Source organism: Kribbella orskensis, assembly GCF_004342085.1.
Taxonomy (GTDB): domain Bacteria; phylum Actinomycetota; class Actinomycetes; order Propionibacteriales; family Kribbellaceae; genus Kribbella; species Kribbella orskensis.
This window is the reverse complement of the sequence record NZ_SLWM01000028.1, coordinates 13,300-37,831: the sequence shown is the minus strand read 5'-3', so window position 1 is coordinate 37,831 and position 24,532 is coordinate 13,300. Positions and strand designations below refer to the sequence as shown.

The 24,532-nt window shown below is 70.1% G+C and carries 20 protein-coding genes; 17 read left to right on the top strand and 3 right to left on the bottom strand.

Translation table 11 applies throughout. The features are described 5' to 3' along the window. Positions 1-14 precede the first annotated feature (14 nt). Positions 15-3,053 (top strand): glycine--tRNA ligase, encoded by a 3,039-nt coding sequence (locus EV644_RS38850; protein ID WP_241999341.1) that lies wholly within the window; start codon positions 15-17, stop codon positions 3,051-3,053. 86 nt (positions 3,054-3,139) lie between these two features. Continuing rightward, a complete protein-coding gene (locus tag EV644_RS38845; protein WP_132195808.1) occupies positions 3,140-3,997 on the top strand; it encodes an alpha/beta fold hydrolase in 858 nt (285 codons plus the stop codon). On the opposite strand, the gene EV644_RS38840 is transcribed toward EV644_RS38845, so the two are convergent. Together EV644_RS38840 and EV644_RS38835 are read right to left on the bottom strand one after the other, a co-directional pair. Further along, on the bottom strand, positions 3,981-4,982 hold the full coding sequence (locus EV644_RS38840; RefSeq protein ID WP_241999340.1) for a GDSL-type esterase/lipase family protein: 1,002 nt from the start codon (positions 4,980-4,982) through the stop codon (positions 3,981-3,983). The two genes, EV644_RS38845 and EV644_RS38840, sit on opposite strands and share 17 nt — an antisense overlap. Next, positions 4,972-5,754 (bottom strand): GntR family transcriptional regulator, encoded by a 783-nt coding sequence (locus tag EV644_RS38835; protein ID WP_132195806.1) that lies wholly within the window; start codon positions 5,752-5,754, stop codon positions 4,972-4,974. The genes EV644_RS38840 and EV644_RS38835 overlap by 11 nt, the downstream gene beginning before the upstream one ends. Before the next feature lie 221 nt (positions 5,755-5,975). Here EV644_RS38835 and EV644_RS38830 point away from each other — a divergent pair, with 221 nt between their 5' ends. The 5 genes from EV644_RS38830 (at position 5,976) to EV644_RS38810 (ending at position 12,888) form a co-directional block, all read left to right on the top strand. Continuing rightward, positions 5,976-7,067 carry an isocitrate/isopropylmalate dehydrogenase family protein gene (locus EV644_RS38830; protein ID WP_132195804.1) on the top strand — a complete coding sequence of 364 codons (1,092 nt, stop codon included), beginning with the start codon at positions 5,976-5,978 and terminating at the stop codon, positions 7,065-7,067. Then, positions 7,064-9,619 carry an aconitate hydratase AcnA gene (acnA, locus tag EV644_RS38825; RefSeq protein WP_132195802.1) on the top strand — a complete coding sequence of 852 codons (2,556 nt, stop codon included), beginning with the start codon at positions 7,064-7,066 and terminating at the stop codon, positions 9,617-9,619. Before EV644_RS38830 ends, acnA begins: the two co-directional genes overlap by 4 nt. A 77-nt stretch (positions 9,620-9,696) precedes the next feature. After that, entirely contained in the window at positions 9,697-10,416 is a 720-nt protein-coding gene (locus tag EV644_RS38820; protein WP_132195800.1) for a VIT1/CCC1 transporter family protein, read from the top strand. Continuing rightward, entirely contained in the window at positions 10,413-12,269 is a 1,857-nt protein-coding gene (locus EV644_RS38815; RefSeq protein WP_132195798.1) for an FAD-binding protein, read from the top strand. Before EV644_RS38820 ends, EV644_RS38815 begins: the two co-directional genes overlap by 4 nt. 25 nt (positions 12,270-12,294) lie before the next feature. Then, the gene (locus EV644_RS38810; RefSeq protein ID WP_241999339.1) at positions 12,295-12,888 is read left to right on the top strand and encodes a Chromate resistance protein ChrB; all 594 of its coding nucleotides are present in this window, start codon (positions 12,295-12,297) and stop codon (positions 12,886-12,888) included. 57 nt (positions 12,889-12,945) lie between these two features. On the opposite strand, the gene EV644_RS38805 is transcribed toward EV644_RS38810, so the two are convergent. After that, complete coding sequence (locus tag EV644_RS38805) at positions 12,946-13,878, bottom strand: MurR/RpiR family transcriptional regulator (protein ID WP_132299967.1); 933 nt, start codon at positions 13,876-13,878, stop codon at positions 12,946-12,948. 195 nt (positions 13,879-14,073) lie between these two features. Between EV644_RS38805 and EV644_RS38800 the strand changes: the two genes are divergently transcribed. From EV644_RS38800 to EV644_RS38755, 10 genes are all read left to right on the top strand, one after another. Beyond that, entirely contained in the window at positions 14,074-15,270 is a 1,197-nt protein-coding gene (locus tag EV644_RS38800) for a C45 family autoproteolytic acyltransferase/hydrolase (RefSeq protein ID WP_199240263.1), read from the top strand. Positions 15,271-15,313: 43 nt separating this feature from the next. After that, the gene (locus tag EV644_RS38795) at positions 15,314-16,336 is read left to right on the top strand and encodes an ABC transporter substrate-binding protein (RefSeq protein WP_132195792.1); all 1,023 of its coding nucleotides are present in this window, start codon (positions 15,314-15,316) and stop codon (positions 16,334-16,336) included. Position 16,337: 1 nt separating this feature from the next. Continuing rightward, complete coding sequence (locus EV644_RS38790; protein ID WP_132195790.1) at positions 16,338-17,396, top strand: FecCD family ABC transporter permease; 1,059 nt, start codon at positions 16,338-16,340, stop codon at positions 17,394-17,396. Further along, positions 17,393-18,421, top strand: coding sequence for a FecCD family ABC transporter permease (locus EV644_RS38785; RefSeq protein WP_199240262.1), 1,029 nt, complete (start codon positions 17,393-17,395; stop codon positions 18,419-18,421). The genes EV644_RS38790 and EV644_RS38785 overlap by 4 nt, the downstream gene beginning before the upstream one ends. A 10-nt stretch (positions 18,422-18,431) precedes the next feature. Next, on the top strand, positions 18,432-19,247 hold the full coding sequence (locus EV644_RS38780; protein WP_132195788.1) for an ABC transporter ATP-binding protein: 816 nt from the start codon (positions 18,432-18,434) through the stop codon (positions 19,245-19,247). Positions 19,248-19,269: 22 nt separating this feature from the next. Continuing rightward, positions 19,270-20,265, top strand: coding sequence for a threonine/serine dehydratase (locus EV644_RS38775; RefSeq protein WP_132195786.1), 996 nt, complete (start codon positions 19,270-19,272; stop codon positions 20,263-20,265). A 180-nt stretch (positions 20,266-20,445) separates the two neighbouring features. Further along, positions 20,446-21,240, top strand: a complete 795-nt coding sequence (locus tag EV644_RS38770) for a COG4280 domain-containing protein (protein WP_132195784.1) — start codon at positions 20,446-20,448, stop codon at positions 21,238-21,240. Continuing rightward, entirely contained in the window at positions 21,237-21,455 is a 219-nt protein-coding gene (locus EV644_RS38765) for a hypothetical protein (RefSeq protein WP_132195782.1), read from the top strand. Before EV644_RS38770 ends, EV644_RS38765 begins: the two co-directional genes overlap by 4 nt. Positions 21,456-21,666: 211 nt before the next feature. Continuing rightward, entirely contained in the window at positions 21,667-23,121 is a 1,455-nt protein-coding gene (locus EV644_RS38760) for a TldD/PmbA family protein (protein ID WP_132195780.1), read from the top strand. Beyond that, positions 23,118-24,458 (top strand): metallopeptidase TldD-related protein, encoded by a 1,341-nt coding sequence (locus EV644_RS38755; protein ID WP_132195778.1) that lies wholly within the window; start codon positions 23,118-23,120, stop codon positions 24,456-24,458. The genes EV644_RS38760 and EV644_RS38755 overlap by 4 nt, the downstream gene beginning before the upstream one ends. Positions 24,459-24,532 lie beyond the last annotated feature (74 nt).

Genomic DNA, 24,532 nt, shown 5'->3' with positions numbered 1-24,532 from the left:
GGGGGTCGAATGCGGTGGCAGGCCCGGCCGCCGAGATCCCCCCGACCGAACCTGAGGTTGTCGTGCTCACCATGCAGGACGCGCTGCTCGCGCTCACGAAGTACTGGACCGACCGGGGTTGCATGGTGGTGCAGCCGTTCAACACCGAGGTGGGAGCCGGCACGCTGAACCCGGCGACCATCCTGCGGGTGCTGGGTCCCGAGCCGTGGCGCGTCGCGTACGTCGAGCCCTCCGTGCGTCCCGACGACGCCCGCTACGGCGAGAACCCGAACCGGCTGCAGACGCACACCCAGTTCCAGGTGGTGCTCAAGCCGGACCCGGGCAACCCGCAGGAGCTGTTCCTGGCCAGCCTGGAGGCGCTCGGCATCGACACCGACGCGCACGACGTCCGGTTCGTCGAGGACAACTGGGCCAACCCGGCCACCGGCTCCTGGGGGCTTGGCTGGGAGGTCTGGCTGGACGGCCTGGAGATCACCCAGTTCACCTATTTCCAGCAGGCCGGCGGGATGACGCTGGACCCGGTGTCGGTGGAGATCACCTACGGCATCGAGCGGATCATGATGGCGCTGCAGGGCGTCTCGCACTTCAAGGACATCGCCTACGCCCCGGGCATCTCGTACGGCGAGGCGTTCGGCCAGGCGGAGTACGAGATGAGCCGGTACTACCTCGACGACGCCGATGTCGACAGTGAGCGGCGGCTGTTCGAGGAGTACGCGCACGAGGCCCGGCGGATGCTCGACGCGCGCCTGCCGGTCCCCGCTCATCTGATGGTGCTGCGCTGCTCCCACGCGTTCAACGTGCTCGACGCCCGCGGCGCGGTCAGTACGACGGAACGCGCGAAGGCGTTCGGCCGGATGCGCACCCTGGCCCGCGAGGTCGCCCAGCTCTGGGCCGAGCGGCGGACCGAGCTCGAGCACCCGCTGGGCATCGCCGAGCTGCCGGCCGCCGCGCCGGAGCCGACCGAGTTCCCGACCATGAGCGGCACCCGGCAGTTGCTGTTCGAGATCGGCACCGAGGAGATGCCGCCGTCGGAGGTGACCAAGACCGCCGAATCGGTCCGCGTGGCGCTGACCGAGAAGCTGGCTGCGACCCGGCTCTCGCACGGTGACATCACCACCTATGCCACGCCGCGCCGCGTGGTCGCGTTCGTCGCCGGAGTACAGGCGGGGGAGCCGGACGCCGAGCGGGTCGTTCGCGGTCCGCGGAAGTCCGCCGCATTCGATGCCGAGGGCAACGTTACGAAGGCGGCCGCCGGATTCGCCCGCGGCCAGGGCGTCGAGACCTCCGAGCTGCACGACCTCGAGGTGGACGGCGTCGAGTACGTCGCGGTGACCAAGCCGGATCCGGGTCGTGGCGCCGCCGAGGTGCTCAGCGGCGTGCTGGCCGAGATCGTCAGCGGTCTGCGCTCGGACAAGAACATGCGCTGGAACGACTCCAAGCTCTCCTTCACCCGGCCGGTCCGCTGGCTGGTCGCGCTCCTGGGCGACCAGGTCGTTCCGGTCTCCGTGTCGACACTCGCCGCCGGCCGGACCACCCGGGTGCACCGCACAGCCGCGCAGCCGGCGGTCGAGATCGCCGCGGCCGAGGGGTACCTCGACCTGCTGCGGATCCACGGCATCGAGGCCGATCCGGCCAAGCGGCGGGCGCAGGTCATCGAGGCGGCGCAGCGGCTCACGGCCGAGGTCGGCGGCACCGTCGACATCGAGGGCGAGTCCGCGCTGCTCGACCAGATCGTCAACCTGATCGAGGAGCCGACCGCGATCCTCGGCAACTTCTCGCCGGACTACCTGGACCTCCCGTCGGAGATCCTCACCACGGTGATGCGCAAGCACCAGCGCTACCTGCCGGTCCGCGACGCCGACGGCAGGCTGCTGCCGCACTTCGTTGCCGTCGCCAACGGTTCGGTCGACGAGGCAACGGTGCGCAACGGCAACGAGGGCGTACTGCGCGCCCGGTACGAGGACGCCGCCTTCTTCTGGCGGGCCGACCTGCAGAGCACGCCCGAGGCGATGAAGCAGGGCCTGGAGAAGCTCGCCTTCGAGGAGCGGCTCGGCTCGATGGCGCAGCGGGCCGGCCGGATCGCCAAGGTCGCCGAGGCGCTGGCGGAGAAGGCCGGGCTGGAGGGTGACGACCTGACCGCGCTGCGGCGGGCCGCTGAGCTCGCCAAGTTCGACCTCGGCTCGCAGATGGTGGTCGAGCTGACCAGCCTGGCCGGCACGATGGCCCGCGAGTACGCGCGCCGTGCCGGTGAGTCCGAGGCCGTCGCGCAGGCGCTGTTCGACATGGAGCTGCCGCGCGCCGCCGGTGATCCGGTGCCGTCGACCACGCCGGGCGCGATCCTGGCGCTGGCGGACCGGTTCGACCTGCTGGCCGGGCTGTTCGCGGTCGGCGCGAAGCCGACCGGGAGCTCGGACCCGTTCGCGTTGCGGCGGGCGGCCGCGGGTGTGGTCGCGATCCTGCGCGAGCACCCGGAGCTCCGGGCGATCACGCTGTCCACCGGTCTGGCCGCGGCCGCCGAGCAGATCGGCGCCCAGGGCATCGAGGTGTCCGAGTCCGCGCTGGCCGACGTCGCGGACTTCACCGTCCGGCGGTACGAGCAGCAGCTGATCGACCGCGGTGACGACCACCTCCAGGTCGCCGCCGTGCTGTCGCTCGCCGAGGCTCCCGCGGCCGCCGACGAGACCCTCGCGGAGCTCCAGCGCCAGGTGGAGAACGAGTCGTTCGCCGAGCTGGTCGCAGTACTGCAGCGGGTCCGCCGGATCGTCCCGGCCGACGTGACCGCGCAGTACGACCCGTCCAAGCTGACCGAGCCGGCCGAGCTGGTCCTGCACGAGGCGGTCCAGAAGGTCGGTACGGCGCCGACCGCGCTGGGCGAGTTCGTGACGGCGGCCGAGGTGCTGGTCGAGCCGATCACCACGTTCTTCGAGGAGATCCTGGTGATGGCCGAGGACCCGGAGGTCCGCGCCGCGCGACTCGGCCTGCTCGCCACCATCCGCGACCTCGCCGCCCCGGTGCTCGACTGGCAGGCACTCGGCACCAGCCTGGCGTCCTGACGTCGGGCGGGATGTCAAGAAGCTGATCGTGGTCCCGACCAAGAGGTGACCGGCCGCTTGGCCGGTCACCGTCCAGCGGAGGTGCCATGAGAACCGACATCCTGTCCGTCCCCGGAGCGAGCCTGTACTACGAGGTCCGCGGGGCCGGGCCTGTCCTGCTGCTGGTGTGCGGCGGGGTCTACGACGCCGCCGGGTACGCCGATCTGGCCCAGCACTTCGCCGACCGGTACACGGTGGTGACCTACGACCGGCGGGGCAACTCCCGCAGTCCGCTCGACGGTCCGGTCGAACCGCAGAGCATCGAGGTCCACAGCGACGACGCCGCGCGAGTGCTGGCGGCGCTGGGTGTCACCGCGGACGCGCCGGCTGACGTCTTCGGCAACAGCTCGGGTGCGATCATCGCGCTCGACCTCGTAGCTCGCCATCCCGAACTGGTCCGCACACTCGTTGCCCACGAACCGCCGCTGTTCGAGCTGCTGGACGACCGCGACCACTGGCGCACGATGATCCACTCAGTCGAAGAGGCCTTCCAGTCCGCCGGTCCGTGGGCCGCTCTCGAGAAGCTGAACGCAGGCTTCGCCGCCGACCGTGCGGATGGCGACGGGCCGGATTCGGAAGCTCAGCAGCCGCCCGGGCCGGATGCGGAGGCGGATGCGGAGACTGTGGCGCGGATGCAGCAGAACTTTGCGTTCTTCGTGGGTTACGAGGTGCCGCCGTTCGCGGCGTACCAGCCGGACCTCGCGGCGCTCGCCGCTGCGCCGACGCGCGTAGTACCGGCTGTCGGTGAGGGCTCGAACGGCGAGCCCTGGGTGCGGGCGGCCGGGGTCCTGGCCGAGCGATTGGGAACCGAAGTGGCCGCGTTCCCCGGAGACCACGGTGGTTTCGGCACCGAGCACCAGGAGTTCGCCGCCAGGCTGGACAAGCTCCTCAGAGCGGCAGGGTGAGCAGGGGAGCGAGGCGCTCGCCGATCAGCCGGTAGCCCTCGGGACCCGGGTGCAGGTCGTCGACGTACAGGGCCTGGGCTTCCTCGATGCTGAGCACAGTGCGGCCGTCGATCAGCTGCAGCTCGGGATCGCCAAGCGCTCGCGCCCCGAGCTCCACACAGGCCCGGACGTCGTCGAGGGTGAGGCCGAGAGCGTTCGGCTTGCCCTCGACGTTGGGAGCCTGCAGGGGGGTGATCACCACGATCGGCGTGTGCGGATGCCCGTCGCGCACGGTCGCCAGGAACGACTCGACCTGCCCGGGCAGGGTCCGGCCGCTGAACGTCTCGCCGCCGTAGATGTTGATGCCCAGGCACAGCGAGATCAGTCGCGCCGGCGTGTCCCGGATCGTCCGCGCCGCGATCGGGTCGAGATGGCACTCGCCCGCGAAGCCGAGCGCGATCAGGTCCCAGCCGTGCTCGCGGGCCACCAGCGCCGGCCACGTCTCGGACGGACCGAACGCTCCCGTGCATTGGGTGATCGAGCTGCCATAGGCGATCCACCGCGGCCCGACCGGTGGCTGCGGCTCCGCCTCACCGTCGAACAACACCGCCCGTACGCCGATCGCGCCCGCCTGCGGCAGCCAGATCTCCAACCGCACAGGCCCGGGCGGTAGCTCCACGGTGATCCGCTGCTCGCCTGCCTCGACCGGGCGGCGTGCATGCAGGACGCCGTCGACCAGGAAGTCGACCGGCGCGATCAGCGAGTAGATGTCCAGCTCGGCCCGGATCTCCAGGCTGACCGTGGCCGCAGAGGTCTGCCAGGCGGCCCGTACGCCGGCCGGCGTCGCCGCCCGCGACCACAACCGGTGGCCCGGCCGATCCGGCACCCCGACCCAGTCGGTCAGGGCGAACGACTGCTCGCGCGGGTCCAGCCGCCAGAACGTCATCCACCCGGCGGCATCGATCTCCCGATGCCGATAGCCGGTCCAGAGCGGTTCAGGTCCCACTGCGCACCGCCTTCTCCGCCGCACCGGCTCCGCGCCGCGCGGACGACGGTACTGCGGTCGCGCGGGGGGTCGCACGTGCCGCTGGGGTGGACGGCGTGGCGGCGGCCGAGGTGTACAGGCGAGTGGCGGCCTTGGCCCCGAGGCTGGCATCCACGTGGTCGCGCATCACCACAGCGGCGGTCTCGGCGTCTCCCGCGGCGACCGCCTCGACGAGGGCGAGGTGCTCGGCGTGGGTGCGGTCCAGATCCTCCTGGCTGCGTTCGACCTTCAGCGCCAGCCGCCGGTAGCGGTCCGCCTTGTCCCAGAGTCCGTCGAGGGTCTGGACCAGCAGGTCGTTGTGCGAGGCGGAGTAGATCGCGTGGTGGAAGAGCCGGTGCGTGCTGAGCTCCTCGACCTTGGGGTCGGTCCGCAGCGGGGCCAGGTCGGCAGCGGTGGCGCGGATCAGCTCGAGGTCCGCCCGGGTCCGCCGCTCCGCCGCGAGCCCGGCGGCGAGCGGGTCCAGCGACCGGCGGAGCTCGACGAGATCCCGCGCCTCCTCGGCGTTCAGGCTGCTCACCCGGGCGTCACGGTGGGCGTCCAGCTCGACCAGGCCGTCGCTCATCAGCCGCCGCAACGCCTCCCGCAGAGGCGTCGTGCTGATCCCCAGCTCACGGGCCAGCTGGCCTTGCAGGATGACTGCCCCGGGCTCGAGCTCACCGCGCAGGATCTGGTCCCGGACCAGCCCGTACGCGAGCTCGGCCTTGGTCGGGCGGCTCCCGTTCTGCTCGTCCATCGGTCCTCCGTTCAGGCGGTGGGGAGGTTATAACCTACCGCAGCCGAGCCGCCGCTGCGATGCCTGCCGACATCATCTCGACAGTCACTCCACAGTGCGTTATAACCCTCAAGTAGGCACGATCCGCGCATTTCAAGGCCTGAGACGCTTCGCTTCGGTCCCTTGACGGAACAGGTTATAACGAAGCACAGTAGCTGCATTACTCGAGGAGAGGACCCAGCGTGGCCACCACCGCCCACCCGGAGCCCTACCGGCTCGGCATCCTGCTTGGCGACGGCATCGGCCCGGAGATCGTGCCGGCCACCGTCCAGGTGATGGATGCGGCTCTCGCCGCGGCCGGCGCGAAGCCCGCCGACTGGGTGCCGCTGCCGCTCGGCGGAGCTGTGATCGAGACCCACGGCAGCGCGCTGCCCGCGGAGACCCTGGAGACGCTCGGCGAGCTCGACGGCTGGCTGCTCGGCCCGCACGACAGCGCCGCCTACCCGGAGCCGCACCGCTCCCAGCTGAACCCGAGCGGCGCCATCCGCAAGCACTTCGACCTGTTCGCCAACATCCGGCCGGCGAAGGCATTCGAGGGCACCCCGGCGCTGCTGCCCGGCATCGACCTGGTCGTCGTCCGGGAGAACACCGAGGGCTTCTACGCCGACCGCAGCACCTACCGCGGCACCGGCGAGTTCATGCCGACCCCGGACGTGGCGATCGCGATGGGCATCTTCACCCGGCCCGCGATCGAGCGGATCGCCCGCACCGCCTTCGAGCTCGCGATGCGGCGGCGCAAGCACGTCACCGTGGTGCACAAGGCGAACGTGCTGCGCACCAGCACCGGTTTCTTCCTCGACATCTGCCGCGAGATCGGCGCGCAGTACCCCGAGGTCGAGCTGGACGACTTCCACATGGACGCGATGACCGTGCACCTGGTCCGCCGGGCCGAGGCGTTCGACGTGCTGGTCACCGAGAACATGTTCGGCGACATCCTGTCCGACCTGACCGGCGAGCTGGCCGGGTCGCTCGGCATCGCGCCGTCGATCAACGCCTCGCACGAGCGGGCGATGGCTCAGGCCGCGCACGGCTCCGCCCCGGACATCGCCGGGCAGAACCTGGCGAACCCGATCGCGATGATCAACTCCGGCGCCATGCTGCTGGACTGGCTCGGCACCCGGTACGACGACCCCCGGGCGCAGGCGGCCGCGGTCCTGATCGAAAAGGGGCTGGAAGCAACAGTCCGGTCCGGCGTCAGTACTGCGGACCTCGGCGGCACGGCCGGTACGTCGGACTTCGCCGCGGCGGTGGCCGCCACGATCGGCGCGGTATGACCATCGCGGATTCGCGGCCGGCCGAGCTGGCAGTAGGAGAGCGCACGGTCGCCTTCCAGCCGCTGCGGGGTGTCGCGCCCGACCAGCTGCCGCGGACGCTGCGGATCCTGCTGGAGAACGCACTTCGGCACGGATCGCCCAGCGAGTCCCTGCGCAACTGGACACCAGGGGCGACCGGCGAGGTCGAGGTCTACGCCTCCCGGGTGTTCCTGCACGACACCAACGGCGTACCGGTGCTTGCGGATCTGGCAGCGATGCGGGACGCGGTCGCCAGTCGCGGGGGAGACCCCGCAACCGTTGATCCGCTGGTCCCGGCCGAGCTGGTGATCGACCACTCGGTGATCGCCGATGTGTTCGGCCGTCCGGACGCGCTGCAGCTGAACGTGGAGCTGGAGTACCAGCGCAACGGCGAGCGGTACCGCTTCCTGCGCTGGGGTCAGCAGGCGCTGGAGCAGCTCGAGGTCGTCCCGCCCGGTTCGGGGATCATGCACCAGGTCAACCTGGAGTACCTGGCCCGGGTCGTCGACGAGCGCGACGGCCTGGTGTTCCCGGATCTCTGCCTGGGCACGGACTCGCACACCACGATGATCAATGGCCTCGGCGTGCTGGGCTGGGGGATCGGTGGGATCGAGGCCGAGGCGGCGATGCTCGGCCAGTCCGTGTCGATGGTCCTGCCACCCGTCGTCGGCGTCCGGCTGACCGGCTCGTTGCCGGCCGGTGCGACCGCGACGGACCTCGTCCTCACGATCACCGAACGGCTGCGCGCACACGGCGTGGTCGGCAAACTGGTCGAGTTCCACGGCCCCGGCCTGGCCGGCCTGCCGGTGGCGGACCGGGCGACGATCGCCAACATGAGCCCCGAGTTCGGCTCGACCGCCGCGTGGTTCCCGATCGACGACCAGACGCTTCGCTACCTGGCGTTCACCGGCCGACCGGCCGAGAAGCTCGCGCTCGTCGAGGCCTACGCCAAGGAACAAGGCCTCTGGCACGATCCGGACGCGGCCCTGGTGTTCGACGAGCGGGTCGAGGTCGACCTGGGTGAGGTGGTCCCGTCGATCGCGGGCCCCAGCCGCCCGCAGCAACGCATCCGCCTGGCCGAGTCCAAGCAGACCATCGAAGCCGCCCTTCCGGCCGGTCCCCGGACCTCCGGGTCCGAGCCGGGGCACGGTGCGGTGGTGGTCGCGGCGATCACCTCGTGCACGAACACCTCCAACCCGGCGGTGATGGTGACCGCGGGTTTGCTCGCCAGGAACGCCGTAGACAAGGGGCTGGCGAGCAAGCCGTGGGTGAAGACGACCCTGTCGCCCGGGTCCCGGGTGGTGATGGACTACCTCGCCGAGGCGGGCCTCACGCCGTACCTGGAGAAGCTGGGCTTCCACCTGGCCGGGTTCGGGTGCATGACCTGCATCGGGGCGTCCGGCGCGCTGATCGAGGAGGTTGCCCAGCGGGTCCGGACTGAGGGGCTGTCGGTCGCGGCGGTGCTGTCGGGCAACCGGAACTTCGAGGGCCGGATCCAGCCGGACGTGCGCTCCAACTACCTGGCCTCGCCGCCACTGGTGGTCGCGTACGCGCTGGCCGGCCGGATGGACGTCGACCTGCTCACCGAGCCGCTCGGTGTGGGCAGCGACGGGGAACCGGTGTACCTGAAGGACATCTGGCCGCGGCCGACCGAGATCGACGAGGTGATCCGCGAGGCGCTGCAGCCCGAGATGTTCACCAAGGCCTACGCGGACGTGTTCTCCGGCGACCATCGCTGGCAGAACCTCGGCAGCGGGGCCGGCGAGACCTTCGCCTGGGACGAGGCCTCCACCTACCTGCGCCGACCGCCGTACTTCGAGTCGCCGGCCAGGCCGGGTGACCTGGTCGGGGCGCGAGCCCTGGTCAGGCTCGGTGACGCCGTCACCACGGACCACCTGTCCCCGGCCGGCGCGATCCCGCCCGACAGCGTTGCGGGCCGCCACCTGCGGAGTCTCGGCGTACCGGCGGGCGAGCTGAACACCTATGCCTCCCGCCGGGGCAACCACCTGGTGATGATGCGCGGCGCGTTCTGCAGCCTCCGGCTCCGGAACTCCCTTGCCGAGGGCACCGAAGGCGGTGTCACCCGCAAGGACGGTGTGCTGACGTCGGTGTTCGAGGCCGCGATGGCCTACCAGCAGGAGGAGGTGCCGGTCGTCGTTGTCGCGGGCAAGGATTACGGCACCGGCTCGTCGCGGGACTGGGCGGCCAAGGGACCGGCCCTGCTCGGCGTGCGGGCGGTGCTCGCCCAGTCGTTCGAGCGGATCCACCGATCCAACCTGGTCGGGATGGGCGTCCTCCCGCTCGAGTTCCGCCCGGGCGAGGGCGACGACCTGACCGGCGAGGAGCCGATCGACATCGCCCTCGGCGACGACGGCTTCGCGACCGTCTCGTCGGCGGGCCGGACCTACCGGCTGCGGATCCGGCTCGACACCCCGCGCGAGCACGACTACTACCGGCAGGGCGGCGTGCTGCCCTACGTGCTGGATCGGCTCCAGTCCCGAACGCGGCCAGTCGTTGCCGCAACAGGAAAGTAACTAGTACGCTTATGTAACAGGTGATGCAATTTAACTAAGGTTACGCTCACCTTCATACTCGGAAGGAACACCAGCAGATGAGCACGGAAGTGGCGGAACGACCGGCCGAGCAGCACCACTCGCACCGGGATGTGACCGGAGGCTGGCTGCGCCCGGCGACCTTCGGGGTGATGGACGGCCTGGTGTCGAACTTCGCCCTGGTGGCCGGCGTGGTCGGCGGTGGCGCGAGCGGCAAGGTGGTGATCATGACCGGCCTGGCCGGGCTGGTCGCCGGCGCCTGCTCGATGGCCTCGGGTGAATTCACCTCGGTCTCCTCGCAGACCGAGCTGATGCAGGCCGAGATCGAGACCGAGCGGCGTGAGCTGAAGGTCCACCCCGAGGAGGAGCTCAAGGAGCTCGCGATGATGTACGAGGCGAAGGGCCTGCGCCCCGAGCTGGCGGCGGAGGTCGCCCGCGAGCTGACCGCCGACCCGGCGGTCGCCCTCGACGTGCACGTTCGCGAGGAGCTCGGCGTCGACCCCAACGACCTGCCCTCGCCCTGGCTGGCGGCCGGTTCCTCGTTCGCCGCGTTCGCGATCGGCGCCGTGATCCCGCTGCTGCCGTTCCTCTTCGGCGCGGCCAGCGTGCTCCCGGCTCTGCTGCTGAGCGTGATCGGCCTGGTCGTCACCGGCGGCATCGTCGCGCGGATCACCGCCCGCCCGTTCTGGTACGGCGGCGGCCGGCAGTTGCTGCTCGGCGGTCTGTCCGCCGCGGTGACGTACGCGATCGGCCTCCTGGTCGGTACCGGCCTGTCATGAACGAGGTAGCTGGCGTGAGCCACCGGCCGTTGCGGATCACCGCTTTGGTGAAGCAGGTGCCGAAGGGCGACCACAGCGGTCGCCTCGACGCCGACGGACGGCTCGAGCGTGCGGGCGCCGTCACCGAGATGAACCCGTGGTGCCGTCGGGCCGTCGCCCAGGCAGTCCGCCTGGCGGGGGAGTCCGGCGGTCGCAGTACCGCCGTCACGATGGGACCGCCCGCCGCGGCCGACGTACTGAGGGAAGCGGTGGCCTGGGGTATGGACGACGCGGTGCATCTGAGCGACCGGGCGCTGGCCGGCTCCGACTGCCTCGTCACCGCCCGGGCGCTGGCTGCCACGATCGGCACTCTCGGTGCGACGGACCTCATCCTCGTCGGCGCCAGCTCGGTCGACGGCAGCACGGGAGCGGTCGGCACGATGATCGCCGAGCTCCTCGGCCTGCCGTACGTCGGCCCCGTCCTCGCCGTCGAACCCGAGCCGGGCGACTCGCCGGCAGGCACTCCGGCCGGGGAGCAGGCGGTCCGGCTGCGGGCGACCGTGCAGCACGACGACTGGACCGAGTCCGTCGTAGTGGATCTGCCCGCCGTCGTCGCCGTCGCGGAACGGTCGTGCAACCCGTGCAAGGCGCCCGCCGAGACCTGGCCGCCCGAGGACGTCGTCCGCCGGATCTCGACGGCGGATCTCAATCCCGGCAGTTGGGGTTTGGCCGGCAGTCCGACCAAGGTTGCCGGTGTTCGCCCGGTCGAGCTGACCCGTGAACCGGTGATCTTCCGCGGCACTCCGCAGGTCCAGGTGAGCCGCGCGATCGCGGAGCTCCGGGCCCGCGGCTGCCTCGACGAGCTCGAGCTGCTGACCGAGTCGGACGAGGTCGTTCCGCCGCCGGGTCAGGAGCAGCCGGAGGTCGTCGTCCTGGTCGGCCCCGGGCCGGAAGCAGGCATCCGGGCGCTGGTAGGCGCTGCCGCGGTACTGGCGGCGGGCGCCGGTGGATCCGTGACCGCCGTTCGGACTGACGGCGGCGCGGATGCGCCGGATCTGTCCCGCTGGGGTGCCGATGCAGTAGTAACACTGACAAGCGACGAACCGCGGCCGGCGGCGAGTGCGCTGGCCGAGTGGATGGCAGCCAGGTCGCCTTGGGCCGTGCTCGGCGCCGCGCTCCCGTGGGACCGCGAGGTACTGGCCCGGCTGGCTGTCGCCTTCGGCGCAGGCCTGATGTCGGACCTGGTCAGCCTCCGGGTGGACGGCACGCGCCTCACCGGCCTGAAGCCGTCCGGTGGCGGCACGCTGGCCGAGATCGTCAGCCACGGGTTACCGCAGATCGCCACCTTGCGGACCGGCATGCTGCCGCTGCGCAAGCCGCGCCACTCCGAGCGAGCCCCGCACACAGTGCTGTCCGTGCCGCCGGATCCCGCGATCGAGCGGACCGACCGGAGCAGCGGCGGCGAGGGGGACGCGCTCGACCGTGCGGAGGTCGTGATCGGTGTCGGCCGCGGCGTCGACCCCGCGCGGTACGCCGAGCTCGAGCCGATGCGGGTGCTGCTCGGAGCCGAGCTGGCCGCCACCCGCAAGGTCACCGACCAGGGCTGGATGGCGCACGGCCGCCAGCTCGGCATCACCGGACGGAGCGTCGCGCCGCGGATGTACTTCGCGATCGGCCTGTCCGGCAACCTGAACCACCTGGCCGGCGCGAGCCGGGCCGGGACGGTACTGGCCATCAACACCGACCCCGCGGCGGAGATCTTCGCGCACTGCGACGTCGGGCTGGTCGCGGACTGGCAGGAGGTGATGCCCCACTTGATCAATGGACTCAGCCTTCTCGACGGACTGCGAGTACGCGGTGCGACGGCCGAGTGAGGCGCCGCCGGATAACCTGTCCGGCATGGCGACCCGACGTACCAAGGCCAAGAGCACTGCGGAGCTGTCCGACGCTGCGTCGGCCTCCTGGCTGCTGCTGATCTACAAGGTGCCCAGCGACTCGTCGCGGGCCCGGGTGGCGGTGTGGCGGGAGCTGAAGCGGCTGGGCGGGTTCTACGTCCAGCAGGCGGTGTGCGTACTACCGGATCGCGAGGAGCTGCGGGCCGGCATGGAGAAGGTGCGGGAGAAGGTGGCCGAGCTGGGTGGCTCGAGCGTCTTCCTCACCCTGACCGATGTCGACGACGACGCGCGCGACCAGTTCGTGGAGGGCTTCCAGAGCCAGTCCGCGAAGGAGTACGCCGAGATCGTCGAGGAGTGCGAGACGAAGTTCGCCAAGGAGATCGAGTTCGAGCGGTTCCGGGAGAACTACACCTTCGAGGAGGCCGAGGAGATCCGCCAGGACCTGGAGAAGCTGCGGCGCTGGCTGGCCAAGGTGGAGGGCCGGGACTGGATGGGTGCCGAGGGCAAGGATCTTGCGCGGGCCAAGGTGGCCGACTGCGAACGCCTGCTGGAGGAGTTCGAGGCGGACGTCTACGAGCGGACCGAAGGCAAGATCTGAGGCCGGATCCGAGGCAGGGCGTGAGCGGCGTCTGAGGCAGGGCGCCGGCCGGCGTCGCTACTTGCGGCGCTGGGGTTTGCGCTTCGCCTTGGGCAGGGTCACGTAGCCCTCGTCCGCGCGGGAGTAGCCGATCAGTTCCTCGCGGAGCTGGTTCATCCGGTCGGTGGTGTCGAGCGAGCGTTCGCGGTCCGCCGCGGCGACCGCGATCGTCAGCGCCTCCAGCAGGATCAGCACGGTGGCCTGGCTGGTGAACGTGCCGGGCCGGCTCATCGGCGCGGACAGCACCACCGCGACCTCGTCACGCAACGCTTCGCCGAGGGTGTCGGTCAGCAGGATCACCGGGATGCCGGCTTCGGTGCAGTGGTCCAGGATCACCCGGCTCTCCCGGACGAGGCGGTTGTGCGCCAGCACGACCACCACGTCCTCCGGGCCGATCAGCAGCAGCCGGTCGGCCAGGCGGTAACCGGTGTCGGACGCGGACCGGGCCCGGTGCCCGATCCGGACCAGGTGGGTGGCGATGTACTCGGAGACGCCTTCGAGGCCGGCGAAGCCGCAGATGATCGTCTCGCGGGCGGCGCCGACCAGTTCCACGGCGCGGCGGAACTCGTCCGTGTCGAGGGTTCGCTCGGCCTGGGTCAGCCGTTCGATGTGGTCGCGCAGCGTCGCGCTGAGCACCGCCTCGGGTCCGTTGCCGACGGACTCGATGCTGTTGCTCAGCCGGTTCGCCGGCGTGAGGAGGCTCTGCAGATGGCCCTGCAGTGACCGCTTCAGGCCTGGCAAACCATCGAAGCCAAGGGCTTTCGCGGTCCGGACCACGCTGGCATCACTGGTGCCGGTGGCGCGGCCGAGCTCTTCGGCAGAAGAGAACGCCGCCTCCTGGGGATGGGCGGACAGGTATTCGGCGACCCTTCGTTCGGTCGCGGTGAGCGTCCCGAACCGGGCCGCGACCCGCTCCTGCAACGTGGGCGGTTTGGGCTCCGCAACAGTCACGACTGCTCCTTCGCTCGCAGTGGTTCTGCCGGTACGCACCGATCATGTCACCCGGCGGGCCCAGATCACCGGCAGGTAAACGATCGCCGGACCCGTTGACAGCCACTGTAGCAATCACTACCGTCATATGGATATTCGTAGTGAACACAACGAATGGTCACTTTCCAGACTTCTTCCGTCCACTGGAGCGACTCCGTGTCACAGCTCATCACGATCGACCTCACCGCCGCGGATGCCCGTGAGCGAGGCCGCCAGTACGGCGAGGCCGCCCGCGAACAGATCGCCCGCTCGGTGGCCTTCTACGCCGAGTCGGTGGCTCGCGCGACAGGCCTTCCCTGGCAGGAGATCCTCGACCGGGCGCCTGCGTGGGTGCCGGTGATCGACGGCTACCTGCCGGACATCCTGGACGAGCTGCGCGGCATCGCCGAGGGCGCCGGCCGCAGCTTCGAGGAGATCCTGGCCCTGAACAGCCGCGGTGAGCTCACCAAGGGCAACCCGTTCGCCGGGACCGACGCCACCACGGACCGCAGTACGAACGACGACGGCTGTACGTCGTTCGCGATGCTGCAGCAGGCCAACGCACTTGGCCGGGTGTGGGCCGGGCAGAACTGGGACCTGTGGGACGGCATCGCCGACACCATCGTCGTACTGCGGATCGCCCAGCCGGGCAAGCCGACCATCGTCTGCCACGTCGAGGCCGGCCAGGTCGGCCGGCACGGCGCCAACTCCGCCGGCCTGGCCCTGAACGCCAACGGGCTCGGCGCGGGCTTCGGCACCGGCCTCGGAGTGCCGGGCACCTTCGTCCGCAGGAAAGTCCTCGAGAGCTGGGACATGCACGACGCGCTGGCCGCGATCTTCGGCGTCCGGCAGAGCCTGTCCAGCAACCTCCTCCTGACCCACCGGGACGGTTTCGCCATCGACGTCGAGACCACACCCGGACGGCACGGCTGGATGTACCCGACGGAAGGGCTGCTGGTCCACGGCAACCACTTCCAGTCCTTCATCCCGCCGCAGATCGAACAGTCCTACAAGCCCTTCTCGGTGGATTCGCTCTACCGGACGCCGCGCGTCGAGGAGGGCCTGTCCCGGGCCCGCGTCGACGGCACCACCGAGGAAGCGGTCCAGCACATCGTGCAGACCACGATGAGCGACCACTTCAGCCACCCCAACGCCGTCTGCCAGCACGTCGACCCGCGCCGGCACGAGCTCGACCGCTATTCCACGATCGTGTCCAGCCTGGTCGATCTGACCAGCGGCACGTATCGGCTGACTCCCGGTCTGCCCTGCAGCAACAGCTACCAGCAGGCTCCGTGGAACCTCTACGACGGTCCTGGTCCCGAGGACCGTCCGCACGTCCCCGGTCCGGCGCAGGCTCTTGCCGTCGCCGGGTGAATCCCACCCCTGCAAGGCATCTTCGACTCGAGGAGCGAATGCCATGTCCCTTTCCATCACGAGGTTCCGGCGCGCCGTCGCCGTACTCACCCTGACCGCCGCCGCGGTCGCCCTGTCCGGCTGCGGCGGCTCTGCTTCCTCACCGGCCACCGGTGCGGCCCCGAACGCCAACCGTGCCGCCGCCGCTGCCGGTGTCAGCTCGGACGTCAACGACGAGCAGTGCGGCAAGTCCACCCGCACGATCAAGCACGACCTGGGCACCACCACCATCACCGGCAACCCGACCAAGGTGGTGGCGCTGGAGTACTCGTTCGTGGACGCGATGGCCGCGGTCGGGATGTCTCCGGTCGGCGTCGCCGACGACGACCATCCGGAACGGATCATCGCGCCGATCCGGGAGAAGACCGGCAAGTACACCTCGGTCGGGCTGCGCGCCACGCCGAACATCCAGGTGATCACGTCGCTGAAGCCGGATCTGATCATCGCCGACAGCGGCCGGCACAAGGCGATCTACGACCAGCTGTCCAAGATCGCGCCGACGATCGCCTACCCGAGTCTGAACGGTAACTACCAGCAGGTGCTCGACAGCGAGATGTCCACGGCGATCGCGCTGAACAAGTGCGACGAGATGAAGACCCGGCTGGCCGAGCACGCCAAGCTCCTGTCCGAGCTGAAGGCCAAGGTGCCGGCCGGCGAGGAGCGCAAGGCGCTGTTCGTCCGGGCCTCGGAGAAGGGCTTCACCGGCTTCCCGCCGAAGGCCTACACCCCCGGGGTGCTGGCCGCCGTCGGCATCGGCACGGCGTTGCCGGACGAGAACGGTGACGCGTCGGTCTCGCTCACGCTGGAGACGCTGACCACGACCAAGCCCGAGGTGATGTTCATCGCCCCGAACCCCGGCCCGACGTTGACCGACCAGTGGGAGAAGAGCCCGCTGTGGAAGCAGGTCCCCGCGGTGAAGGACAACCGGACGTTCGAGGTCGACCCGGACAGCTGGTCCAGGTCGCGCGGCCTGATCTCCGCCGAAGTGGTCGCCACCGAAGCCATCAAGCTGCTCTACGGGAAGTGACATGTCTCTGTCCCTGGAAACTGCGCCCACCGCCGAGGACGCCGCTCACCGGCGTCCTCGGGTCACCACCAACAAGCAGCGGGTCACCTGGGTGACGCTGGCGCTGCTGGTGGTCCTGGTCGTGGGTCTCGTCTGGGCACTCTCGATCGGGAGTCAGCACATCTCGTTGTCCCGGTTGCCCGGGGCGATCTTCAAGGCCGACGAGCCCGACGAGCTGATCATCCAGTCGATCCGGCTGCCACGGGTGGTGCTGGCGCTCTGCGTCGGCGCCGCCCTGGCGGTGGCCGGTGCGTTGATGCAGGCCGTCGCCGCGAACCCGTTGGCGGCGCCCGAGATCATGGGCGTCAACGCCGGTGCGGTGCTGATGGTCGTTCTGGCCGTCACCGTGGTGCCGTCGCTGTCGGGTGCGCCGACGATCCTGCTGGCCTTCGGCGGTGCCGCCGCGGCAGGTGTGTCGGTGATGCTGCTGGCCGGTTCGGGGCGTGGCCGGGTCAGCCCGGTCCGGCTCGCTTTGGCCGGTGTGACCGCGAGCAGTCTCCTGATCTCGCTGACCCAGGTGCTGATCATCTTCGACGAGAACTCCACCGACAGCGTGTTGTTCTGGCTGGTCGGCGGCGTCAACTACGCGGGCTGGCACGACATCCGCAACCTGTTTCCGTGGCTGGTGATCGGCCTGGTCGGCGCGTTCGCGATGGCCCGGCCGCTGAACCTGCTGGCGCTGGGCGACGACATGGCCCGCGGTCTGGGTCAGAACGTCGAACGGACCCGGTTGTACGGGTCGGCGCTGGTGGTGGTGTTGTGTGGTGCCGCTGTGTCCGTGGCCGGTCCGGTCGCGTTCATCGGCCTCATCGTGCCGCACATCTTCCGCCGGCTGGTCGGCTCCAGCTACACCGTCCTGCTCCCGCTGTGCGCGGTGGGCGGAGGTGTGCTGGTGCTGTACGCCGACATCGTGTCCCGCTACGTCAAGCCGCCCTTCGAGGTACCGGCCGGTGTCGTCACGGCGCTGATCGGCGCACCGATCTTCGTGTACCTCGCGCGTCGACAGAAGGTGACCTCATGACGACTACGACGATCGTCGCGCAGCACATCCGGCGTACCTCGATGGCCCGGCGCCATCCGGCCATCTTGATGGGATCGCTCGGGGTGCTCGCGGTGCTGTTGAGTTTCTACGGGCTCAGCGTCGGCGCCACCGAGGTCCCGGTGGCCGACGTGCTGCGGGCACTGGTCGGTGACACCTCGACCCAGGCGTCGCGGATCGTGATCGACTTCCAGTTGCCGCGGGTGCTGCTGTGCTGGCTGGTCGGCATCGCGCTGGCGGTGTCGGGCGCGGTGATGCAGGGCGTGATCCGGAACCCGCTGGCGGCCCCGGACATCATCGGTGTCACCAAGGGCGCGGGGTTCGCCGGCATGCTGTTGCTGCTCGCGATCCCCACCCTGCCGGTGGTGGCGGTCGTCCCGGCCGCGTTCGTCGGAGGCCTCCTCGCGGCCGGGATGGTGTATGTGTTCGCCTACCGCCGGGGAGCCACGCCGGTACGGATCGCGCTGGTCGGGATCGCGGTCAGTGCCGCGTTCGAGGCCGGCATCCGGTTCCTGCTGGTGCGCAACCCCCTCGACGTGTCCGCGGCGCTGATCTGGCTGACCGGCAGCCTGTTCGGCCGGTCGATGACCTCGGTGCTGCAGATCCTGCCGTGGGTGCTGGTGCTGGTCCCGCTGATCATCGTGTGGGCCCGCAAGCTCGACGTCCTCGGTCTCGGTGACGACCTGGCCTCGGGCCTGGGGGAGCCGGTGGAGAGGACCCGCCGGGTGCTGCTGTTCTTCGCCGTCGCGCTGGCTGCGGCCGCGGTGGCGGTGTCCGGCACGATCGGCTTCGTCGGCCTGATCGCGCCGCACATGGCACGGCGGGTCTTCGGCGGCAAGCACATCGCCTCGATCCCGGCCGCCGCGCTGTTCGGCGTCCTGCTGATGTTGATCGCCGACATGCTCGGGCGTGGCCTCGCACCGCCGCTCGAGATCCCCGCCGGCCTGGTGACAGCCGTCGTCGGGGGCCCGTACTTCCTGTACCTGCTCGTGAAGACCGGAAAGTAGGAGATCCGCCATGCGTCTGCAGGCACAAGGTGTCGAGCTGGCATACGACCGCACCGTCATCGCCAAGGACCTGACCCTCAACATCCCCGACGGCAAGGTCAGCGTGCTGATCGGGCCGAACGGCTCGGGCAAGAGCACCGCGCTGCGCGCTCTGGCCCGGCTGCTGCCGCCCACCAAGGGCAGCGTCGTCCTGGACGGCAAGTCCATCCAGGACACCCCGACCAAGGAGGTGGCCCGGCTGCTGGCGATCCTGCCGCAGGTGCTGGTCACCCCGGAATCCATCTCGGTGGAGGATCTGGTCTGGTTCGGGCGGCATCCGCACCGCACGTCCTTGAAGGTGCCCAGCGAGGCCGACAAGGAAGCCGTCGAGTGGGCCCTGAAGGTCACCAGTACGGCGGAGCTGCGGCACCAGCACGTCGACCAGCTGTCGGGTGGTCAGCGGCAGCGGGTGTGGATCGCGCTCTGCCTGGCACAGGGCACCGACCTGATCCTGCTGGACGAGCCCACGACGTACCTCGACGTGGCCTACCAGCTCGAGGTGCTCGACCTGCTGCACCAGCTCAACCAGGAGCAGGGCAAGACCGTCGCGATGGTGCTGCACGACTTCAACATGGCGGCGGAGTACGCCGACCACGTGTTCGTGATGAAGTCCGGCAGCCTGGTCACCCAGGGGCCACCGGAGGACGTGTTCACCTGCGACATCATCCGCGACGTCTTCGGAGTCGAGTCCAAGGTGGTGCCACACCCGGTCAGCGGCAAGCCGATGTGCATCCCGTTGCGGGCCGGCCTGCTGGAGCGTGCAAACCTGGCGGTGGCCACCGGATGAACCCGACGAAGGGGAGCAACGCATGACAGAGCAGGCCCTCACCGAAGCGGTCACCCCGGCCGAGATCGCCAGCCGGTCGCAGCGGGTCGCACCGCGCCTGCGTGAACACCTGGAGGTCACGCCGTTCGTGCCGTTCGGGGCGTTCAGCGAGGAACTGGGCGCGGAGGTGCTGGTGAAGTGCGAGCACCTGCAGCGCACCGGCTCCTTCAAGGCGCGCGGCTCGATGGCGAAGATCCTCACGCTGACGGACGAGCAGCGTGAGCGCGGTGTGGTGACCGCGTCCACCGGCAACCACGGGCTCGGGGTCAGCAACGCGCTGGCCACCCTGGGTGGCCGGGGCATCGTCTACGTGCCGGAGAACGCCTCGGTCAGCAAGGTCGCGGCGATCAAGCGCTTCGGCGTGGAGGTGCGGAGTCAAGGCACCGATTCCGGCGCGCTGGAACTGGTCGCCCGGCAGCACGCCGCCGAGAACGACCTCACCTACGTCCCGCCGTACAACGACCCGGACATCGTCGCCGGGCAGGGCACGGTGGGCGTGGAGATCCTCGAGCAACTGGCCGGGCAGCAGCTGGACGCGGTCTTCGTGGCCGTCGGCGGCGGCGGCCTGGTCAGCGGGATCGCCTCGGTGCTGAAGCGGTACCGGCCGGAGATCAAGGTGTACGGCGCTTCCCCGGTCCGCGACGCCCCGATGGTGGCGTCGATCGAGGCCGGCAAGGTGGTCCAGGTCGACGCCCAGGCGACCTTGTCGGACGGCACGGCAGGCAGTGTCGAGCCCGGCAGCATCACCTTCGAGCTGTGCCGGACCCTCGTGGACGACTGGATCCTGGTCAGCGAGGACGCGATCAGCGCCGCGCTGCGGATGGTGATCGACACCGAGCACCAGCTGATCGAGGGCTCCGCGGCGATGGCGTTCGCCGCCGCCCGGGCCCGGCGTACCGAGCTGGAAGGCCGGCGGGTCGCGATCGTGTCCTGCGGCGGCAACATCTCGGCCAGCACGCTGGTGGCCGCGCTGGCCTGACCCCTCCCCGGGCCCCGCGCGGTGGCGCCCGAAGAGACCCCGGCCCCGGGTCCCTTCGGGCGCCTCGTCATGCCAAAAAGTTGCCCTGGGCAAATAAACTCTCCGTCACGTTGACACGGAAAGAACAACGTAACTATCGTTAAATGCAGCATATGTTGCATCTAGCGAAGGAAGTGAGAGATGGACGCGGCAACGTGGGGCCTCATCATCGCGACGTTCGTCGCGTGTTTCGTGGAGATGGTGGAAGCCACCACGATCGTGATGGCGATGGGCTACACCCGCAGCTGGAAGTCGGCGCTGATCGGCACGCTGGCGGCGCTCGGCGCGCTCGCGGTGGTGACGGTGTTCGCCGGCTACGCGCTGGCCACCTGGCTGCCGGAGTCGGCGCTGCAGCTGGCGATCGGCGGACTGCTGCTGATCTTCGGGTTGCAGTGGCTGAGAAAGGCGATCCTGCGGTCATCGGGCCGAAAAGCCGTGCATGACGAGGCGGCGATCTACAAGGAAGAGGTGGCGGCGGCCGAGGCCGCCGGGCAGAGCACCGGCAGCATCGACATGTTCTCCTTCATGGTGTCCTTCAAGGGTGTCTTCCTGGAGGGCATGGAGGTGGTCTTCATCGTGATCACCTTCGGCCTGAACGCGGACAACATCCCGGGCGCCAGCGCCGGGGCGCTCGCCGCCGTGGTGATCGTGCTGATCATCGCGATCGCGCTGCGCCGGCCGCTGTCGATGATCAACGAGAACCTGCTCAAGTACGGCGTCGGCCTGCTGCTGGCGTCGTTCGGAACCTACTGGGCGGTCGAGGGGATCGGCATCTTCCAGCCCGGCCGCGAGAGCCTCGACTGGCCCGGTCACGACCTCGCGATCATCGGCCTGCTGCTCGCGTGGCTGGTGCTCAGCCGGATCTTCGTCGCCGTGCTGAAGACCCCCGCGGCCCCGGTCGCCCCCGCCAATGTCACTGTGGAGGTGAAGAAATGAAGTTCCTGAAGTCCTTCGGCCAGTTCTGGTACGACTTCATCATCGGTGACGACTGGAAGATCGCCGTCGCTGTGGTGCTCGCCCTGGTGGCGCTGTTCGCGGTGATGAAGGCCGACGTGCTCGGTGACGCCGCGCTGACCGTGCTGGGTGGTGCCGGGATCGTGGTCGCGTTCGCGATCAGCCTCGCCATCGACGTCCGTCCGAAGCGGCGGTGAGGGACTGAATCCCTTGCCCTGTTGACGTCCGGCCCCGCACGTGGATCCCAGTCCGTGCGGGGCCGGCGCATGTCCGGAAGGTGTCTTGTAGTGAACACAACGCTATTCAGTAATCTCGTAGTATCTGCTACAGTCGGTTCCGAGCTGCCCGGCCAGACGATTCGGAGGATCCAGACGTGATTGCTGACTCCCGCCCACTGAGGAGGCCCCAATGATGCGCGACACCGCGGAGACCGTGCTCGCACTGCTCCCCTCCGACGTCCGGTACGGCGATGTCCGGGTGGTCCGGCGGACCCACGAACTGGTGCTGGTCGAGCTCGACGGCCCGGGTGAGGTCGGCTACGACGACTCTCTCGGCCTCGGCCTGCGCGTCGTGATCGGCGGCCACTGGGGCTTCGCGGCGACGCACCGGCTCGACCCGCAAGGGATCGACGCCGTCATCGCCCAGGCCGTCGGCCAGGCCCGCGCCGCCGGTGGCGGCGGTCACGTCGCGCTGGGGCAGCCCGTGACGACGCGCGCCACCTGGTCGTCGCCGATGGAGGCCGACCCGTTCCTCGTCCCGCTGTCCACCAAGCTCGACCTGCTGTCCGCCACCGTGAAAGAGGCGTCGACCGCGGGTCCGCTGGTCCAGCAGGTCGAGGCGTCGGTCGACTTCTACCGCGACGAGAAGGTGTTCGCGAACACCGAGGGCGCGCTGATCGAGCAGACCCTGACCGAGAGCGGCGGCGGCCTGATGGTCAACGCCGGCGACGGCAACGACGTCCAGCGCCGCTCCTTCCCGCAGGGGGTGCCGCGCCAGATCCGCGGTCACCGCGGCGACTTCGCCACGGCCGGCTGGGAGCACGTGCTGGCGATCGGCCTGCCGGAGAACGCGGCCCGGGTCGCCTCGGAGGCGGTCGCGCTGCTGACCGCGCCGCAGTGCCCCGACGAGGTCACCACACTTGTTGCCGGTAGCAACCAGCTGGCGATGGTGCTGCACGAGTGCGCCGGCCACCCGATGGAGGCCGACCGCGCCCTCGGCACCGAGGCCAGCCTGGCCGGTGGCACCTATGCGACCCCCGAGCGCCGTGGCAACTTCCGCTGGGGATCGGAGATCGTCTCGGCGTACGCCGACGCGACCATCCCGGGCGCGCTCGGCTCCTACGCGTACGACGACGAGGGCGTGCCGGCCCAGCGCACCCAACTGGTGAAGGACGGCATCTTCCAGGGCTACATGTCCGGGCGCGAGTCCGCGGCGGCGCTCGGCGACGAACCGACCGGGGCGTCCCGCGCCGACGGCTGGCAGCGGCTGCCGCTGGTCCGGATGACCAACATCTGCCTCGAGCCGGGCGAGTCCTCGCTGGCCGAGATGATCGCCGGCACCAAGCGCGGCATCCTGGTGGACACCAACCGGGGCTTCTCGATCGACGACCAGCGGATGTCGTTCCGGTTCCAGACCGAGATGGGCTGGGAGATCCGCGACGGCAAGATCGGCCGGATGCTGAAGAACTGCACGTACCAGGGCGTCACGCCGCAGTTCTGGGCCGAGCTCGACGCCCTCGGCGGGCCGGACGAGTGGAAGGTGCACGGCGTCCCGTCCTGCAACAAGGGCGAGCCCCTGCAGGTGGCCCACGTCGGCCACGGCACCGTACCCGGACGCTTCCAGAATGTGCAGGTGGGACGATGAGCATCGATCAGGCAGAGGTCGCCCGGGCGCTGGAGATCCTCGGCGACGGCACCCGGCTCGACATCCTCGGAGAGAACGCGGACCTGCTCCGCTACGCCGAGTCGGAGATCACCGCCCAGCACAGCGAGCGCAGGCTCCGGGTCCGGGTCCGGATCAACCGCGACGGCCGGGCGGCCGCCGGTTCGCTGGAGACCCTCGATCCCGACGCGGTCCGCACCCTCGCCGACCGCCTCTCCGCGGCCCTGGCCGACCTCCCGGCCACCTCGAGCAACGCCCCGGAGTCACCGTCAGGGACGAACTCCGGCAGCACAGCGCCTGCCACGCCTGAGATTGTCCCCGCTCAGTCGGTGCTGGAGTCTGATCCGGCTGTCCGCCACCAGTGGTTCAACACGGTCCGGGCCGGCCTCGACTCCGACATGAAACTCGGCGGCGCCATCCGGTACGACGTGATGGACCGGGTAGTGGCCGACTCGACCGGGCTGTTCCGCGCCGAGACGTTGACCAAGGCCTCGATCCAGGCGATCGCCAAGCAGGACGGGCGATCCGCGAGCGTCAAGCTGCTGCACCGCGACGCCGACCAGATCCCGATCGAGGAGATTCCCGGCCGGTTGCGGGAGGCGCTGACTCCGCTGCCCTCGGTGGACGCCCACCACGGCACCTGCCGGGTGCTGCTGAAGCCGCAGGCCGTCAACAGCCTGATCGCCACCTACGGGTACGCGGTCCTGGGCGCGAACGCCTACGCCACCGGACGGTCGCTGGTCGCGGGCCGTCTCGGCGAGAAGATCACCAGCGAGCTGATCACCCTGGTCGACGACGGTTGCGATGCCGACGGACTGCCCAGCGGGTTCGATGCCGAGGGCAACGTTCGGCGCAGGACCACGCTGATCGACAAGGGCGTGCTCACCGGCGTCGTCTCCGACCAGCGCCGGGCCGGACTGACCGGCGGCGTGCCGACCGGCCACGCGGTACCGGACGGCTGGCGGTTCGGCGGCGACCCGGTCCCGTCGCACCTGTTGCTGGCGCCCGGCGAGTCCACCGAGGACGAGTTGCTCGCCGAGGTCGGCAGTGGGCTCGTGGTGAACCGGCTCGACTACCTGCGGGTGCTGCACCCGAAGGAGACCCTGGTCACCGGGACGACCCGCGACGCGACGTACTGGGCCGAGGACGGCAAGCTCGTCGGCTGGCACCCGCAGCTGCGCTTCACCTTCAAGATGGACGACGTGATGAACGCGATCCTCGGGGTCGGCGCCGTACGCGAGCGCTGCGACCAGACCTTCATGGAGAGCATCGTGGTTCCATCGCTGCTGATCGACGCCGGTCCGCTCGTCCTCCCCTGAACCAGCAGCGCCCCGGGCCGTGCGTGCTCATAGAAGGCGCGGGGCGCTGCTGCTCCACCTCCTGACCAGGGTCA